This is a genomic window from Romboutsia sp. 1001713B170207_170306_H8, assembly GCF_015550495.1.
In the GTDB taxonomy this organism is placed as follows: domain Bacteria; phylum Bacillota; class Clostridia; order Peptostreptococcales; family Peptostreptococcaceae; genus Romboutsia_E.
In genome coordinates, this window is sequence record NZ_JADNAX010000007.1 from 18,869 (window position 1) to 35,330 (window position 16,462).

Annotated in this window: 14 protein-coding genes and 1 riboswitch; of the genes, 10 read left to right on the forward strand and 4 right to left on the reverse strand. The window is 29.3% G+C overall.

All coding sequences use genetic code 11. The features are described from left to right. Nucleotides 1-33: 33 nt before the first annotated feature. The 5 genes from secA (at nt 34) to I2A66_RS12595 (ending at nt 8,207) form a co-directional block, all read left to right on the forward strand. On the forward strand, nt 34-2,706 hold the full coding sequence (secA, locus tag I2A66_RS12575) for a preprotein translocase subunit SecA (protein ID WP_195251784.1): 2,673 nt from the start codon (nt 34-36) through the stop codon (nt 2,704-2,706). A gap of 14 nt (nt 2,707-2,720) precedes the next feature. Continuing rightward, nucleotides 2,721-3,831, forward strand: a protein-coding gene (gene prfB / locus I2A66_RS12580) for a peptide chain release factor 2 (RefSeq protein ID WP_122640417.1) whose coding sequence is annotated in 2 segments (ribosomal slippage) — nt 2,721-2,795 and nt 2,797-3,831 — 1,110 coding nt in all. Because the reading frame shifts where the segments join, the coding sequence is not laid out codon by codon here. A gap of 84 nt (nt 3,832-3,915) precedes the next feature. Then, nucleotides 3,916-6,057: a Tex family protein gene (locus I2A66_RS12585; protein WP_122640418.1), complete on the forward strand. Its 2,142-nt coding sequence runs from the start codon at nt 3,916-3,918 to the stop codon at nt 6,055-6,057. Nucleotides 6,058-6,079: 22 nt separating this feature from the next. Further along, nucleotides 6,080-7,240, forward strand: a complete 1,161-nt coding sequence (locus I2A66_RS12590; RefSeq protein WP_122640419.1) for an amidohydrolase — start codon at nt 6,080-6,082, stop codon at nt 7,238-7,240. A gap of 97 nt (nt 7,241-7,337) precedes the next feature. Further along, nucleotides 7,338-7,457, forward strand: a riboswitch (FMN riboswitch). Nucleotides 7,458-7,604: 147 nt separating this feature from the next. Beyond that, the gene (locus I2A66_RS12595; protein WP_122640420.1) at nt 7,605-8,207 is read left to right on the forward strand and encodes an ECF transporter S component; all 603 of its coding nucleotides are present in this window, start codon (nt 7,605-7,607) and stop codon (nt 8,205-8,207) included. A gap of 40 nt (nt 8,208-8,247) precedes the next feature. On the opposite strand, the gene I2A66_RS12600 is transcribed toward I2A66_RS12595, so the two are convergent. Beyond that, entirely contained in the window at nt 8,248-8,685 is a 438-nt protein-coding gene (locus I2A66_RS12600; RefSeq protein WP_195251785.1) for a hypothetical protein, read from the reverse strand. A gap of 213 nt (nt 8,686-8,898) precedes the next feature. Between I2A66_RS12600 and tsaE the strand changes: the two genes are divergently transcribed. Genes tsaE through tsaD form a run of 4 tightly spaced genes read left to right on the forward strand, consistent with a single transcriptional unit; the run spans nt 8,899 to nt 11,531 of the window. Continuing rightward, a complete protein-coding gene (gene tsaE, locus I2A66_RS12605; protein ID WP_122640422.1) occupies nt 8,899-9,351 on the forward strand; it encodes a tRNA (adenosine(37)-N6)-threonylcarbamoyltransferase complex ATPase subunit type 1 TsaE in 453 nt (150 codons plus the stop codon). Beyond that, nucleotides 9,351-10,067, forward strand: coding sequence for a tRNA (adenosine(37)-N6)-threonylcarbamoyltransferase complex dimerization subunit type 1 TsaB (gene tsaB / locus I2A66_RS12610; protein ID WP_147516779.1), 717 nt, complete (start codon nt 9,351-9,353; stop codon nt 10,065-10,067). The genes tsaE and tsaB overlap by 1 nt, the downstream gene beginning before the upstream one ends. After that, nucleotides 10,057-10,512: a ribosomal protein S18-alanine N-acetyltransferase gene (gene rimI, locus I2A66_RS12615; protein ID WP_243113401.1), complete on the forward strand. Its 456-nt coding sequence runs from the start codon at nt 10,057-10,059 to the stop codon at nt 10,510-10,512. Before tsaB ends, rimI begins: the two co-directional genes overlap by 11 nt. 2 nt (nt 10,513-10,514) lie before the next feature. Next, nucleotides 10,515-11,531, forward strand: a complete 1,017-nt coding sequence (tsaD, locus tag I2A66_RS12620) for a tRNA (adenosine(37)-N6)-threonylcarbamoyltransferase complex transferase subunit TsaD (protein ID WP_122640424.1) — start codon at nt 10,515-10,517, stop codon at nt 11,529-11,531. A 136-nt stretch (nt 11,532-11,667) separates the two neighbouring features. Here tsaD and I2A66_RS12625 read toward each other — a convergent pair whose 3' ends face one another. Both I2A66_RS12625 and I2A66_RS12630 read right to left on the reverse strand, forming a co-directional pair. Beyond that, nucleotides 11,668-13,044, reverse strand: a complete 1,377-nt coding sequence (locus I2A66_RS12625) for an MATE family efflux transporter (protein ID WP_122640425.1) — start codon at nt 13,042-13,044, stop codon at nt 11,668-11,670. A gap of 52 nt (nt 13,045-13,096) precedes the next feature. Then, the gene (locus I2A66_RS12630; RefSeq protein WP_122640426.1) at nt 13,097-15,016 is read right to left on the reverse strand and encodes an ABC-F family ATP-binding cassette domain-containing protein; all 1,920 of its coding nucleotides are present in this window, start codon (nt 15,014-15,016) and stop codon (nt 13,097-13,099) included. Nucleotides 15,017-15,154: 138 nt separating this feature from the next. Here I2A66_RS12630 and I2A66_RS12635 point away from each other — a divergent pair, with 138 nt between their 5' ends. Next, nucleotides 15,155-15,784, forward strand: coding sequence for a redox-sensing transcriptional repressor Rex (locus tag I2A66_RS12635; protein WP_164489062.1), 630 nt, complete (start codon nt 15,155-15,157; stop codon nt 15,782-15,784). Nucleotides 15,785-15,953: 169 nt separating this feature from the next. Here the strand turns inward: I2A66_RS12635 and I2A66_RS12640 are convergent, their stop codons facing one another. Next, entirely contained in the window at nt 15,954-16,127 is a 174-nt protein-coding gene (locus tag I2A66_RS12640) for a DUF362 domain-containing protein (RefSeq protein ID WP_122640427.1), read from the reverse strand. Nucleotides 16,128-16,462 lie beyond the last annotated feature (335 nt).

Consider the following 16,462-nt stretch of genomic DNA (forward strand, 5'->3'; position numbering starts at 1 on the left):
GTAATAATATATGGACGAGGAGAGATGCCAACGATGGGTTTTTTAGATAATTTATTTAATATAGCGGATAAAAAAGAGCTAAAGAATTTTAATAAAATAGTAGATAAGATAGATGGATTTGAAAGCAAATTTAAATCTATGTCAGATACAGAGCTTAAAGAAATGACTAATGTATTTAGAGATAGATTAGAAAAAGGCGAAAATTTAGATGATATATTACCAGAAGCATTCGCTGTAGTAAGAGAAGCTGCAAGTCGAGTATTAGGAATGAGGCATTATAGAGTACAACTTATAGGAGGTATAGTTCTTCATCAAGGAAGAATTGCTGAGATGAAAACTGGTGAAGGTAAAACACTAGTTGCAACAGCACCAGTATACTTAAACGCTCTTACTGGTAAAGGAGTACATGTAGTTACAGTGAATGATTATTTAGCAAAACGTGACAAAGAGCAAATGGGAAAAGTATATGAATTTTTAGGACTTACTGTAGGGGTTATAGTTCATGGACAAAGTCCAGCACTTAGAAAGTCTCAATATGAATGTGATATAACTTATGGTACAAATAATGAGTACGGATTTGATTACTTAAAAGACAACATGGTAATACATAAAGAACAGAGAGTTCAAAGACCATTAAACTATGCAATAGTGGATGAGGTTGACTCAATACTTATAGATGAGGCTAGAACACCACTTATAATTTCGGGACCTGGGGATAAGTCAACTCATCTATACTCAGATGCTAATACATTTGTACTAACATTAAGATCGGATGATTATGAATTAGAAGAAAAGCAAAAAGCTGTGTCTTTAACAGAGTCAGGTATACAAAAAGCTGAAATTTACTTTAATGTTGAAAATATAACAGATATATCTCATACAGAATTATATCATCATATAAATCAAGCATTAAAAGCTCATACAATAATGAAACGTGACGTTGATTATGTATGTAAAGACGGAGAAATAGTAATTGTAGATGAGTTTACAGGAAGACTTATGTTTGGTAGAAGATACTCTGAAGGATTACATCAAGCAATAGAAGCTAAGGAAGGTTTAAGAATACAAAGAGAATCTAAAACTCTAGCAACTATAACATTCCAAAATTACTTTAGAATGTATAATAAGCTTTCGGGAATGACTGGTACTGCAAAAACAGAAGAAGAAGAATTTAAAGCAATATATAAGATGGATGTTGTGCAAATACCTACAAATAAAGAAATACTAAGAAAAGATCTAGCTGACTGTGTTTATAAAAATGAGATGGGTAAATTTAATGCTGTAGCTGAAGATATAATAGAAAGACATAAAAATAAGCAACCAGTGTTAGTTGGTACTGTATCTATAGAAAAATCAGAACTATTATCACAGCTTTTAAAGAGAAAGGGTATAAGACATGAAGTATTAAATGCTAAGCATCACGATAAAGAAGCCGAGATAATAGCCCAAGCAGGTAGATTAGGAGCAGTTACAATTGCTACTAATATGGCAGGTCGTGGAACAGATATAGTTTTAGGTGGAAACCCTGTATTTTTAACTAAAAAAGAAATGAAGAGATTAGGTTATGTTGATGAGGTTATTAATAAAGTTGATTCACCATTAGAAGTTCAACAAACAGAAGAAAATGAAGAATTATTTAAAGCTAGAGACGAATACGAAAGACTATACCATAAGTTTAAAAAAGAATCAGAGGTAGAACAACAAGAAGTATTAAATGCTGGTGGTTTAGCTATAATAGGTACAGAAAGACATGAATCTCGTAGAATAGACAATCAGTTAAGAGGTCGTGCTGGACGTCAAGGTGACCCTGGTAGTTCAAGATTCTATATAGCATTAGATGACGATTTAATGAGATTATTTGGAAGTGAAAGAATTCAAGGTGTAGTAGAAAAAATAGGTTTAGAGGATGATATGCCAATAGAGCATAAAATGCTAACAAAATCTATAGAAACTGCTCAAAAGAAAGTTGAAGGAAAGAACTTTGGAATAAGAAAACACGTTCTTCAATATGATGATGTTATGAATAAACAAAGAGAAATAATTTATGCAGAAAGAAGCCGTGTGTTAGAGGGTGAAAACCTAGATGAACAAATACAATCAATGATAAAAGAGATAATTGAGGATGCAGCAAATATAGCATCAACAGAGAAATCAATAGATGTAGATGTATTTAAAGCTCATATTTACTCTATCTTTATGCCTAAAGGAAGCATAGAAATAGAGGATATAGAAAAACTTTCTAGAGAGGAACTTGTGGAGAAAACTTATGAAATAGCTTATAAAATTTACTTTGCTAAGGAAGAACAAATTAGTTCTGAAAGAATGAGAGAAATAGAGAGAGTTATACTTCTTCAATCAGTTGATAGTCATTGGATAGATCATATAGATGCTATGGATCAATTACGTCAAGGTATAGGACTTCGTGCTATAGGACAGCAAGACCCAGTTGTTGCATACAAGATGGAAGGTTTTGATATGTTTGATGAGATGACTAAACATATACAAGAAGATACTGTTAGATATTTATTCAATATAACAATAGAACAACCTGTTGAGAGAAAACAAGTTATAGACGTAGATCATTTATCTTCAAGTGCAACTGATGAACCAGGCAATAAGACTGTGAAAAAAGAAGATCAAGCAGGCAGAAATGATTTATGTCCATGTGGTAGTGGTAAAAAGTATAAAAAGTGCTGTGGAAGATAATTTTGGAGGTTTAAATGCTAAACATACAAGAATATAGACAAAGTATAGAAAAAATGTCTTCAAATCTAGAAGAAATGAGGGACTCTCTTTGACATTTCTTCATTGTTAAAACAAATAGAAAAAAATGAAGAAGAGATGAATAAGCAAGAATTCTGGAATGACAATGAAAAGGCTCAAAAGGTTATTCAGGAAAATAAAGCTCTTAAAGATATAGTTGAAGAATATAATAGCTTAAAAGAAAGTTTAGAAGAAATCGAGTTATTAATAGAAATAGGGCTAGAGGAAAGTGATGACTCAGTTTGTAAGGAAATAGAAAGTAGTATTGATAATCTTGAAAAAGATATTGATAATATGAGAATAAAAACGCTTTTAAGTGGTGAGTATGATAAAAATAATGCAATACTATCTATAAATGCAGGTACAGGTGGATTAGATGCCCAAGATTGGGCTCAGATGCTTCTTAGAATGTATGTAAGATGGGGAGAAAGAAAAGGATATAAGGTAAAGCTTTTAGATATACTTTCAGATCCAGAGGCAGGTATAAAGAGTGCGACTTTATTAATTGAAGGATTAAATGCTTATGGATACTTAAAGAGTGAGAAAGGTGTTCACCGCATTGTAAGAATATCTCCATTTGATCCATCAGGAAAAAGGCATACATCATTTGCATCAGTGGATGTAACTCCTGAACTTGATGAAAATATAGAAATTGAAATAAATCATAATGATTTGAAAATAGATACTTATAGAGCTTCAGGTGCTGGAGGTCAGCATGTAAATACTACTGATTCAGCAGTAAGAATAACACATATTCCAACTGGAGTTGTGGTTCAATGTCAGAATGAAAGATCTCAGCATATGAACAAAGATAGAGCTATGAGAATGCTCATGGCAAAACTTATAGAGCTAAAAGAATTGGAGCAAAAAGAAAAAATAGAAGATATACAAGGTAAATACTCTCAAATAACTTGGGGAAGCCAAATAAGATCATACGTATTCCAACCATATAAAATGGTAAAAGACCATCGAACTAATGCAGAAATAGGAAATGTAGATAGTGTAATGGACGGTAGTATAGATTTATTTATAAATGAATATCTTAAAATGAATAAAAATAAAAAATAATTTAAGGTAAGGCTTGAGAATTTGATTCTTAAGCCTTATTTAAAATTTTAAATATTATAAATTTTATAGAAAGAAGGAAGTATTGTGGATATAAATCAAGTATTAAAAGCAGAGTTTAATTTAAAAGATGAACATATAAATAATACAATAAAATTAATTGATGAAGGTAATACAATACCATTCATAGCTAGGTATAGAAAAGAAATGACAGGGGCTATGAGTGATGTTACTTTAAGAGAGCTATACGATAGATTAACATATTTAAGAAATTTAGAAGGTAGGAAAGAAGATGTTACCAGAATAATTGAAGAACAAGGGAGATTAACAGATGAAATAACTCAAAAAATACTAAAAGCTAAAACTCTTCAAGAAGTAGAAGATATATATGCTCCATTCAAACAAAAGAAAAGAACAAGAGCTACTATTGCTAAAGAAAAAGGATTAGAAGGATTAGCAATGAGTATCTTAAATAAAAAAATAGATAACATAGAATTAGAAGCAGAAAAATACATAAATGAAGAAAAAGAAGTTAATTCATTAGAAGATGCATTAAAAGGAGCAAAAGATATAATAGCTGAAATTGTTTCAGATGATGCAGATATTAGAAAATATATAAGAGAGCTTGCATTAAGAGATGGTATTATATGTACTAAAAATACAATAGATGAAAAATCAGTATATGATATGTACTATGATTATAGTGAAGGTGTTAAAAATATTGCTCCACATAGAACATTAGCAATAAATAGAGGAGAAAAGGAAAATTTCTTAAAAGTAAAATTAGAAATAAATAATGATAAAGTATTAAATCATATTATAGGTAAATATGTAAATAATGAAAATGTATCAAGTAAAGAACAAATTGTACAAGCTATAGAAGATTCTTATAAAAGATTGATATTCCCTTCTATAGAAAGAGAAGTTAGGAATACTTTAACAGAAGCAGCTGAAGAAAGAGCTATAAATGTATTTGGACAAAATGTGAAAAGTCTATTATTACAACCACCGGTTAAAGGAAAGGTAGTAATAGGATTTGACCCTGGATTTAGAACTGGATGTAAAGTAGCTGTAGTTGATAAAAATGGTAAGTTTTTAGATTATGCAACAGTTTATCCAACTGAACCTAAAAATGATGTAGATGGAACTAAAAGAAAATTAAAAGAATTTATAGATAAATATCATGTAGATATAATAGCAATAGGAAATGGAACAGCATCAAGAGAATCTGAAAGTATTATATCTGATATGATAAAAGAAATTGATAAAGATGTTCAGTATGTGATAGTTAGTGAAGCCGGAGCATCTGTTTACTCTGCATCAGAACTTGCTAATGAAGAACATCCAGACTTAGATGTCTCTATAAGAGGGGCTATATCTATAGGAAGAAGACTTCAAGATCCATTAGCAGAGCTTGTAAAAATAGACCCTAAGAGTATAGGAGTTGGTCAATATCAACATGATTTAAATCAAAAGAGATTAGAAGGAGTTTTAGATGGAGTAGTAGAAGACTCTGTAAATAGTGTAGGTTTAGATTTAAATACAGCATCTTATTCTTTACTTGAGCATATTGCGGGTATAAGTAAAACTATAGCTAAAAATATAATAGCATATAGAGAAGAAAATGGAGATTTTACATCAAGAGCACAACTTAAAAAAGTAAAAAGGCTAGGTCCACAAGCGTTTACTCAATGTGCAGGATTTATGAGAATATCAAATGCTAAAAATCCTTTAGACAATACAGGTGTCCATCCTGAGAGTTATGATATATGTAAGAAGATGCTAGAACTTATAGGATACTCTTTAGAAGATGTAAAAAATAGAAATATACAAGATATTGATGAAAGAGTACAAAAAATAGGTATAATGGAATTAAGTAAAAACTTAGAAGTAGGAGAAATTACTTTAAAAGATATAATTTCTGAAATTAAGAAGCCAGGAAGAGATCCTAGAGAAGAAGGAGTTAAACCTATACTTAGAACGGATGTATTAAAAATAGAAGATATAACAGAAGGTATGATATTAAAAGGAACTGTAAGGAATGTAGTAGACTTTGGAGCTTTTATTGATATTGGAATTAAAAATGATGGTTTAGTTCATAAATCTCAAATGAGTAATAAGTTTGTAAAAGATCCTATGGATGTAGTTTCAGTAGGAGATATTGTTGATGTAAAAGTTATAGGCATTGACTTAGATAAGAAAAGAGTTTCTTTATCGATGAAGATGTAAGAACCTCTAGGAGGAGATTGAAATGATATTAATAAAAAATGGAATCATAAATACAATAACAAATGGTATATTTGTAGGAGATATACTTATAGAAGGAAAAAAGATAGTAAAAATAGGAAAACAAATTGAAACCTCACAAGATATAGAAGTTGTAGATGCAGATGGGAAGTTTGTATTTCCAGGATTTATAGATGCTCATACTCACTTAGGATTATGGGAAGATGGTATGGGATTTGAAGGAGCAGATGGAAATGAAGAAACAGACCCTATAACTCCACAATTAAATCCTATAGATGGTATAAATCCAATGGATAGAACTTTTGAAGAGGCTGTTCAAGGAGGGATAACATCTGTTTGTACAACTCCAGGAAGTGCAAATGTAATGGGTGGAGAATGTATAGCTATAAAAACTCATGGTAGAAGAATAGATAATATGGTTATAAAAAACCCTGTTGCATCAAAAATAGCTTTTGGAGAAAACCCTAAAAGTTGTTATGGAAGAGATGAGAAAACACCTCAAACTAGGATGGCAATAGCATCATTATTAAGAGAAAACTTAAAGAAAGCAGAAGAATATTTAGAAGAAATAGAATTATTTGAAGAGCATGAAGATCATGATAGGCCAGAATATGATATAAAAATGGAGAGCTTAATACCGGTATTAAGAAAAGAAATTCCATTTAAAGTTCATGCACATAGAGCAGATGATATGTTTACAGCAATAAGAATAGCAAAGGAATTTGACTTAAAGCTTACATTAGATCACTGCACGGAAGGACATCTTATAGCAGAAGATTTAGTTGAAGAAGGATATCCAGTAATAGTAGGACCATCTTTATCAGAGAGATCTAAGATAGAACTTAGAAATTTAACATTTGATACAGCTGGAATATTATCAAATGCAGGTGCTCAAGTCTCTTTAATGACAGATCATCCTGTTATACCAGTACAATATCTTCCTATGTGTGCAGGTATTGCCGTTAAATATGGTATGAAAAAAGATAAAGCTCTAGAAGCTATAACTATAAATCCTGCAAAAACTTTAGGAATAGAAGATAGAGTTGGTTCACTAGAAGTTGGAAAAGATGCAGATATAGTTATTTGGGATGGATGTCCTTTAGAAATTCAAAGCAATGTATTATTTACTATAATAGATGGAAAAATAGTTTATAAAAGAGCTTAGATTTTATAAATTAATATAAAAATAAAATTTTATATTATGTTAAGTTGACAACAAGATTAACTTTAACTAGTATATAAGTATAAATTAAATAGAAATATAAAATCTTCGGGGCAGGGTGAGATTCCCTACCGGCGGTTATAGCCCGCGAGCTACTTTAGTAGCATGATTTGGTGAGATTCCAAAGCCGACAGTAAAGTCTGGATGAGAGAAGATGGTTAAAAGCGTATACTAATAATATATTAGTTTACAAACTATATCCATAAAAATAAGCTCGGAGATATAATTCTTCGAGCTTTTTAATTTCCGGATTTTTTTATTTCTAATTTATTTAAATTTTTATTTAAATATATTGGGAGGTAATTTTATGCAAGGAACAATTAAAAAAAATAAATATGTATCTGCAAAAACTTTAGCTAAGGTAGGAATATTATCAGCAGTAGCTTATGTACTTATGTTTATATCAGTGCCATTGCCCATATTTCCAAGTTTTTTAAAACTAGATGTATCAGACATACCTGCAATATTTGGTGGTATGGCAATGGGACCTTTAGCTGGTTTTATAATTGCTCTTATAAAAAATTTACTTCAAATAGGAGCAACTTTTACTGGTGGGGTAGGAGAAATAGCAAATGCGATTATAGGTGGAACTTATGTAGTTATAATATCCTATGTTTATAAAAGAAGAAATGATTTAAAAGGTGTAATTATGGGGGCTTTACTAGCTATATTAGGAATGACTATTATGGGATGTTTAGCAAACTACTTTGTGGTAACTCCGATATATGGTCAAGTATTTGGAAGTTTAGATGCTATAATAGCTATGGGAAGTGCAATAAATCCAAAGATACATGATTTGTTTACTTTTGTAATATGGGTATATGCACCATTTAATATAATAAAAGCAAGCATAATGACACTATGTATATTACCGTTATATAAGAAGATGAATAAATTATTAAAAAAATAGGGTAAAAAGCTTATGAAATTAACTTCATAAGCTTTTTTATTTATAAAAATATTCTAAGATCATTAAGGAATTTTTCTTGTGATGTGATAATATCTTTTGCTAGACCTTTAACATCATTATTAGCGCTAGGATATTTATTTAAATATCTATAAATAGATTTTATTCCCATATTACATCCATCAGTCATTAAATCAGCTATTTGTTCATCTACATCGCTGCCTTGTAATAACTTAATATTTGTTTTAAACCAACTCATAGTTTTTGCTATAGTACTAGGTTCCTTACCACTATCATGAAATTGGTTTAAATATTCATGAGTTTTATCACCAAGACTTTTATTATCTTCTAAATATTTATTTAAAATATTACGAAGATTATCATTTTTTACGTGATCTATTACTTCATTTATAGATTCAACACCCATTTTTATACCAGCATTACATTCATTTAAGAGTTTGATAGTATCATCATTAGGCATATTAAGAACTCCTCCTTATATTTAATTATTTATTTTATTATTTATCTAAATATAAACTATTATTCTGTATAATGCCGTGTAAAACACATTAATTCATAGTAAATGTAAAGATATTACTTATTTGCTGTGTAAAATTTTGATTAAAGTTAATTATTATAATATAATAATATTTATCGAATGAATAAATACTTAAACTATAATGGAGATGAAGTCATGGTTAAAATATATTTGGACGGAGAAGAACAAACAAAAGAGATTGGATATAAGTTAGGAAAGTTACTTACACCAGGAAGTGTTATTTGCTTAATAGGAGACTTAGGAGCAGGAAAGACTACTATGACTCAAAGTTTAGCAAAAGCACTTGGTGTAGATGATTATATAACAAGCCCAACATTTACAATAGTAAATGAATATGAAGGTAGATTACCATTATATCATTTTGATGTTTATAGAATCGGAAGTAGTGAAGAAATGTATGACATTGGATATGATGAGTATATAAATTCTGATGGAGTATGTATAATAGAATGGGCAAATCTTATAGAAGATATACTTCCAAGTGAGTACTTAGATATACAATTAAGTTATAAAGATATGGGAAGAGAAATGATATTAAATCCTGTTGGGGAAAAATATAAAAAAATCGTTGAGGAGTTGACTAAGTAATGAAAATATTAGGTATAGATACATCTTCAAATGCATCGAGCGTAGCTGTAATTGAAGATAACAAATTAGTATGTGAGTATACTGTAAATACAAAAACGACACATTCTCAAAAACTTATGCCAATGATAGAAAACATGCTATCAATGAGTGAAGTGGATATAAAAGATATAGATGCAATAGCAATAAGTATAGGACCGGGGTCATTTACAGGATTAAGAATAGGTATGGCAACTGCAAAGGCAATAGCACATGTAAATAATTTACCTATAATAGGAGTAAACTCTTTAGAAATTTTAAGTGGAAATATGAATCTGTGCGATAAGAAAATATGCTCTATATTAGATGCACAAAGAAATCAAGTTTATACTGGAAGATATAAATTTGAAAATGGAAGTATAGTTGAAATACAACCAGTAGATGTAGTTGAAATCGAAAGCTTATTAGAAGAAATATCTAATGATAGCGAAGAATGGATTTTAGTTGGAGAAGCTGTTTATAAATATGAAGATAAAATAAAAGAAATAAAGAATATTAAAACACCAGCATCATCACATAATGTTACTAAAGCAAGTAGCTTATGTTCTATTGCTAAAGAAAAATATAATAAAAATATAGATATTTATAATTGCTATGATATAAATCCAATGTATATAAGAAAATCCCAAGCAGAAGTTCAATATGAAGAAAAAATGAAGAGGTTAAAAAATGATAAATAATCTTATAATAGAAGAAATGAAAGTTGATGACATTGACGGAGTTTTTGAAGTAGAAAAAAATTGTTTTGAAGATTACTGGTCAAGAGATTCATTTAAAAAAGAATTATCTAATAACCTAGCTAAGTACCTTGTTGCAAAAGTAGATAAAGAAGTAGTTGGTTATGTTGGTATATGGTTTGTAGTAGATGAAGGTCATATAACTAATGTAGCAGTACATGAAGATTATAGAGGGAAAGAAATTGGAGATCAACTAATAAAAGAACTAGTACAAGTATGTAAAGATAACAATATAGTATCTATGACGTTAGAAGTGAGATCATCAAATATAGTGGCTCAAAACTTGTATAGAAAATATGGATTTAAGATGGCTGGAATTAGAAAAGAATATTATAGTAATAATAAAGAAGATGCCATAATAATGTGGAATGATATAAAAGAGGTGTAATAATGAAAGATGTAATAACATTAGCTATAGAAAGTAGTTGTGATGAAACATCAGCGGCCATATTAAAAAATGGTAGAGATGTTTTATCTAATATAATATCAACTCAGATTGAAACACATAAAAAATTTGGTGGAGTAGTACCTGAAGTGGCATCAAGAAAGCACATAGAAAATATTGATGAAGTTGTACAAGAAGCTTTGGATGAAGCTAAAGTAGAGTTTGGCGATATAGATCATATAGCAGTAACATATGGCCCAGGTATGGCAGGAGCACTACTAGTAGGATTATCTCATGCAAAAGCATTAGCTTATACACTAGATATACCATTAGTTGGTGTAAATCATATAGAAGGACATGTAAGTGCAAACTATATAGAACATAAAGACTTAAAGCCACCTTTTATAACTTTAATAGTATCAGGTGGACATACTCACTTAGTTGAAGTAAAAGATTATGGAGTATATGAAATTTTAGGTAGAACAAGAGATGATGCATCTGGAGAAGCTTTTGATAAAATAGCAAGAGCTATGGGACTTGGATATCCAGGCGGACCAATAATAGATAGATTAGCTAAATTAGGTAATAAGCATGCTATAGAATTCCCTAGAGCTAATATGGACGAAGAATATGATTTTAGTTTTAGTGGTCTTAAATCAGCTGTATTAAATTACTTAAATGCTAAGAAAATGAAAAATGAAGATATTGTTGTTGAGGATGTAGCTGCATCATTCCAAGAAGCTGTTGTAGAAGTATTATCTACTAAAGCAATAAAGGCAGCTATAGATAAAAATTATAAAACAATAGCATTAGCAGGGGGAGTGGCATCAAATTCAGCCCTTAGAGAAAAAATAACTGAAATGGCAAAAGAACATGGAATAAATATAAAATATCCATCGTTAGTTTTATGCACAGATAATGCAGCAATGATAGGATGTGCAGGATATTATAGTTACTTAAATGGAAGACGAGATGATATGAGACTAAATGCTGTGCCAGGGTTAAAAATAGGACAAAGATAGTATTATAGTTATTCAAATTTGAATTATAGTAAATGCTAGAAAATAAAAAAAGTGGTTACCATGTATAAGATTTTTTATCTTTATGGTAGCCACATTTTATTTTATACCTAAGTTATTGATTGAATAAAAACTAGATCTAAACGATCTCTTTTACTAAGTTAGTAGCCCATTTTTTAGAGAGAGCCCTAGGAACACCAAATAAAAATTTAGCAATTTCTTCAGTATAAGTTAGTAAAACTAACATAAATATAGGTGCACCATTAAATGCAGCTAAGAATGTTAGAGGTAATGAAACTAACCACATACAACCAAGTTCTAGGAATAATGAGTATTTTGTATCTCCTCCACTTCTAAGGACACCTATAACTATAAAAGTATTAAAGGATTTTAAAGCCATCAATATACCCATTATAACAAATATTTTTATTATATCAGGAGATAGGGACTTAGATACATTAAATACTTTTAATAATAATGGTATATTAACAATTAATAAAATTCCAAATAATAATCCTGTTAAAGTTACTAATATAGAAAACTTTTTAGAATAACGAATAGCTTTATCTATATGATCGGCACCTAATTCATTACCAAGCATAATAGCAGCTCCATTTGCGATGCATACGGAAGTCATGATAAAGAAATTTCCTGTACTAGTAGCTATTTGACTAGCTGCAATAGCGGAAGTACCGGCCTTTGAATATGCAACTGAATATAGTACAGTACCAAATGCCCATAAGCTATCATTTAAGAATATTGGTAAACTTTTAGATATAAAAGTTTTTAAGAACTCAGACTTTATTCTCTTTACATCACTTAAATTAAATCTTAAAACATAGTCTTTTTTAATAAAATAAACATAAGAAACTATAAGTACTAATTCAATGATTCTAGCAATAACAGTAGCTATTGCTGCACCTTTAACTCCTAGTGCAGGAAGCCCAAAGTTACCTAATATAAGCCCATAGTTTAAGATTATATTTGTTCCTAAGGCTATAGTACTGCATATCATACCTAATTTAGGGTTTCTAACACCTCTGGCACCCATACTAAACACTGTACTTACTGCAATTATTGGATAAGAAAATGCAATAATGCTAAAGTACTGAATACATAATTTTATAACCTCTGTATCATTTGAGAATATATTAATTATTAATTTTGGTGACACTAAAGCTGGTAAGAAAAATAAACAGCTAACTATAAATGCTAAGATTGTGCTCAAACCAGTTACACTTCTAATATTATTTATATCTTTTTTTCCGAAAAATTGAGATATAAATATACCTGCACCACCTGTTATTCCATATAATGTCATGTTAAATAGGAAGAAAAATTGATTTGCAACTCCAATAGAAGCAACAGATGATTCTCCTAAGCTACTAATCATAACTGTATCTATTACATTAACAGAAGACGATATTAGATTTTGTATTATCATAGGAATACAAAGTGAAATTAATAGTTTATAAAAAGTTTTATTTTCTTTATCTAATTTAAATAACCCTTGCAAATAATCACCTCTTTATTAAAAATTAATTTTTACATCTCTATATAATAACATATTAAACCAACTGTTCCCACTCTTCATAGAGTTTTTCTAGATTACTTTCAAGTTGTGATTTTTCTAGGTTTACTTCTTTTGCTTTGTTTGGATTAGAATAAACCTCTTCTTGGCAAAGAAGTATATCTAATTCTTCTATTTTGCTTTCTGTAGTTTCAATTTCTTTTTCTATATTCTGTCTTTTAATTCTATTTTTCTTTTCAGCTTCTCTTTGTTCTCTTTCTTTTCTTTTTTCTTCTTTTAATTGAGTTTTAGTTTTTTCTTCTTTATCTTCTTCTTGGATAAGACCTATTTCTTGAACTTGTCTTTTTTTAAACATATAGTAGTCATAGTTTCCAAGGTATTCTGTTATACCATTTTCATCTAATACTAATATTTTATCTACAACTGTATTTAAGAAATATCTATCATGAGATATAGTAAATATAGTTCCTGTATAATTAGATAAAGCTTCTTCAAGAACTTCCTTGGAATCTATATCTAAATGGTTAGTAGGCTCATCAAGTAATAAAAAGTTTGCATTTGATAATATTAATTTTAATATAGCAATTCTAGCTCTTTCTCCACCACTTAAAGTAGATATTTTCTTAAATACTTCTTCATCTTCAAATAAAAATGCACCTAACATACTTCTAATTTGAGTTTGAGTTAAGTGTTTGTTACTATCCCAAATTTCGTCTATGATGCTATTGTTTAAATTCAATGTTTTTTGTTCTTGATGGAAATATGCAACATTAACATTAGTACCTAAAGTAACCATACCAGTTAAAGGTATTATTTCATTCATTATAATTTTAAATAAAGTGGATTTTCCTATTCCATTAGCACCAATAAGAGCAACTTTTTCTCCCCTATATATATCTAAATTTAAATCTTTAAATAGAATTCTATTTTCATACCCCATCGACACATCTCTGACTTGAAGCACATCATTTCCACTGACTACAGAAGGATTAAATTCTATTCTAGCTTTTTTTCTATAAGCCTCAGGTTTATCAAGTACATCGATTTTATCTAAAGCTTTTTCTTTGCTACGAGCTCTCTTTAAATGCTTTTCACGTCCATATGCCTTTAATCTTTCAATAGATTCTTCTTGCTTTTTTAAATCCTTTTGTTGATCTTCATATTTTTTTAATTCTAATTCTTTTTCAACTCTGGATAACTCTAAGAATTTAGAATAGTTTCCATTATAAGTTTTTAATTTTTTATTATGAATTTCAAAAGTTCTATTAACTACTTGGTCTAAAAAATATCTGTCATGAGATATAAGCATAACAGTTCCTTTATATTGCTTTAAAAAGAATTCTAGCCACTCTATTGCCTCAGAATCTAGGTGGTTAGTAGGTTCATCTAGCATTAATAACGTAGGTTTTTTAAGTAATAATTTACCTAAAAGTACTCTAGTTTTCTCTCCACCAGAAAGAATACTGATAGTTTTGTTTAAATCTTCATCACTAAATCCTAATCCTTTTAGTACACCTTTAGCTTCTGACTTATACCCGTATCCATTTTTATCAGAAAATAGCTCTAATTTATGAGAGTACTCATTCATAAGTTTTTCTAAATCTGAAGAGTTTGCTTTAGTACTCTCTTCGGCTATTTTTAATTCTAAATTTCTTAAATAGTTTTCCATATCTATTAGATCTCTAAAAACTTCAAGAACTTCATCTAATATAGTATTTTCTGAATGGAAGTTCATATTTTGTTCTAGATAGCCTATTTCACAATCTTTAGATGTATATATATCTCCATTGTCATACCCATAAGCACCTGAAATTATTTTAAATAAAGTTGTTTTACCAGTACCGTTAATACCGATTATACCAATTTTATCTCCCTCATTTACTGTGAATGATATATCTTCTAATACAGAATCTATTCCAAAACTTTTATTTAAGTTATTGCACGAAAGAACGATCATAAATTTTATACCTCCTTAAACTACCTAAAATTATAATGTTTTGATATAATATAATCAAGGATATATAAGATGTTTTAAAAAAAGAAACATTTCATCAGGAAAGTTAAATAAATTTTAAACAATATAGGAGGTGAAGCTGTGGGTAATAAAAATATATCTATGGCGGTAATAAGAAGGTTACCTAAATATTACAGATATTTAGGCGACTTATTAGATAAAGACATACAAAGAATATCTTCAAAAGAATTAAGTGATATAATCGGATTCACTGCATCGCAAATAAGACAAGATTTAAATAATTTTGGAGGATTTGGTCAACAAGGGTACGGATACAATGTAGATGCTCTTCATAAAGAAATTGGTAAAATACTAGGACTAGATACTAAATATAATGCAGTTTTAATAGGTGCTGGTAATTTAGGTCAAGCAATAGCAAATTATTCAGGATTTAGAAAAGCAGGATTTGAAATAAAGGCTTTATTTGATGCAAATCCAAGATTAATAGGTCTAAAAATAAGAGACTTTGAAGTATTAGATTCGGAACAATTAGAAGAGTTTATTAAAGAAAATGATGTAGATATAGCAATAATGTGTATTCCTAAAAAAGGTGGTCAAGAATTAGCAGATAGATTAGTTAGTGCAGGAATAAAAGGAATATGGAACTTTGCGCCAGTAGATTTAGATGTTCCTCCATCTGTTATAGTAGAGAATGTTAATCTAACAGAAAGTTTATTTACATTATCATATTTAATGAACGCAGAAGATTAAAAAGGTAATGTTCAAACATTATATAGAGATTATAAGGGCTAAATTCTTTTAAATAGGGGAAAGGTCAGAAGACATAAGTCTTGTGACTTTTTTATTAAAAAATAAAACGGGCGTATCTTAAAGTGTATAAACACTGAAAAGATAGCCCGTATTATAGTTTCGTTTTTAATTATTCAGCTTGTTGTGGAGCGTCTACTGGACAAACTTCAGCACAAGAGCCACATTCAACGCATTCATCAGCGTTTATAACGTATCTTTCATCCCCTTCAGATATACATTCAACTGGACATTCATCAGCACAAGCACCACAGCTTATGCAAGCATCATTTATTATGTAAGCCATATTAAAATTCCTCCCCTTTAAAAGTTAGTATTATCAGTAATATTATATCAAAATTGGTACTGATTAACAAATAAAAGCATTCTACATAATGCTGTGAATTACGACATGGAAATGTTTTCAGTAAACCAAATTGATTTTGAAATTTTAATTTAATAAATATATAAAAATGAGATGATAATTAGTAAATAATTGTATTAATTTTGTTAATTTTTTATATGAAAAATTGATTAAATAAAATTTGTATAGGTATAAATAAAAATAGATTATGTTAAAAATATATTTATCACAACTCAAAAATCACTTCTAAATAATATAGTCATATAGCAAACAATTAT

Bases quoted from the DNA above. Each gene is read 5' to 3' on its own strand.
- secA (WP_195251784.1), top strand. From the start codon at position 34: ATGGGTTTTTTAGATAATTTATTTAATATAGCGGATAAAAAAGAGCTA.
- I2A66_RS12590 (WP_122640419.1), top strand. From the start codon at position 6,080: ATGATATTAATAAAAAATGGAATCATAAATACAATAACAAATGGTATA.
- I2A66_RS12595 (WP_122640420.1), top strand. From the start codon at position 7,605: ATGCAAGGAACAATTAAAAAAAATAAATATGTATCTGCAAAAACTTTA.
- I2A66_RS12600 (WP_195251785.1), bottom strand. From the start codon at position 8,685: ATGCCTAATGATGATACTATCAAACTCTTAAATGAATGTAATGCTGGT.
- tsaE (WP_122640422.1), top strand. From the start codon at position 8,899: ATGGTTAAAATATATTTGGACGGAGAAGAACAAACAAAAGAGATTGGA.
- tsaB (WP_147516779.1), top strand. From the start codon at position 9,351: ATGAAAATATTAGGTATAGATACATCTTCAAATGCATCGAGCGTAGCT.
- rimI (WP_243113401.1), top strand. From the start codon at position 10,057: ATGATAAATAATCTTATAATAGAAGAAATGAAAGTTGATGACATTGAC.
- tsaD (WP_122640424.1), top strand. From the start codon at position 10,515: ATGAAAGATGTAATAACATTAGCTATAGAAAGTAGTTGTGATGAAACA.
- I2A66_RS12630 (WP_122640426.1), bottom strand. From the start codon at position 15,016: ATGATCGTTCTTTCGTGCAATAACTTAAATAAAAGTTTTGGAATAGAT.
- I2A66_RS12640 (WP_122640427.1), bottom strand. From the start codon at position 16,127: ATGGCTTACATAATAAATGATGCTTGCATAAGCTGTGGTGCTTGTGCT.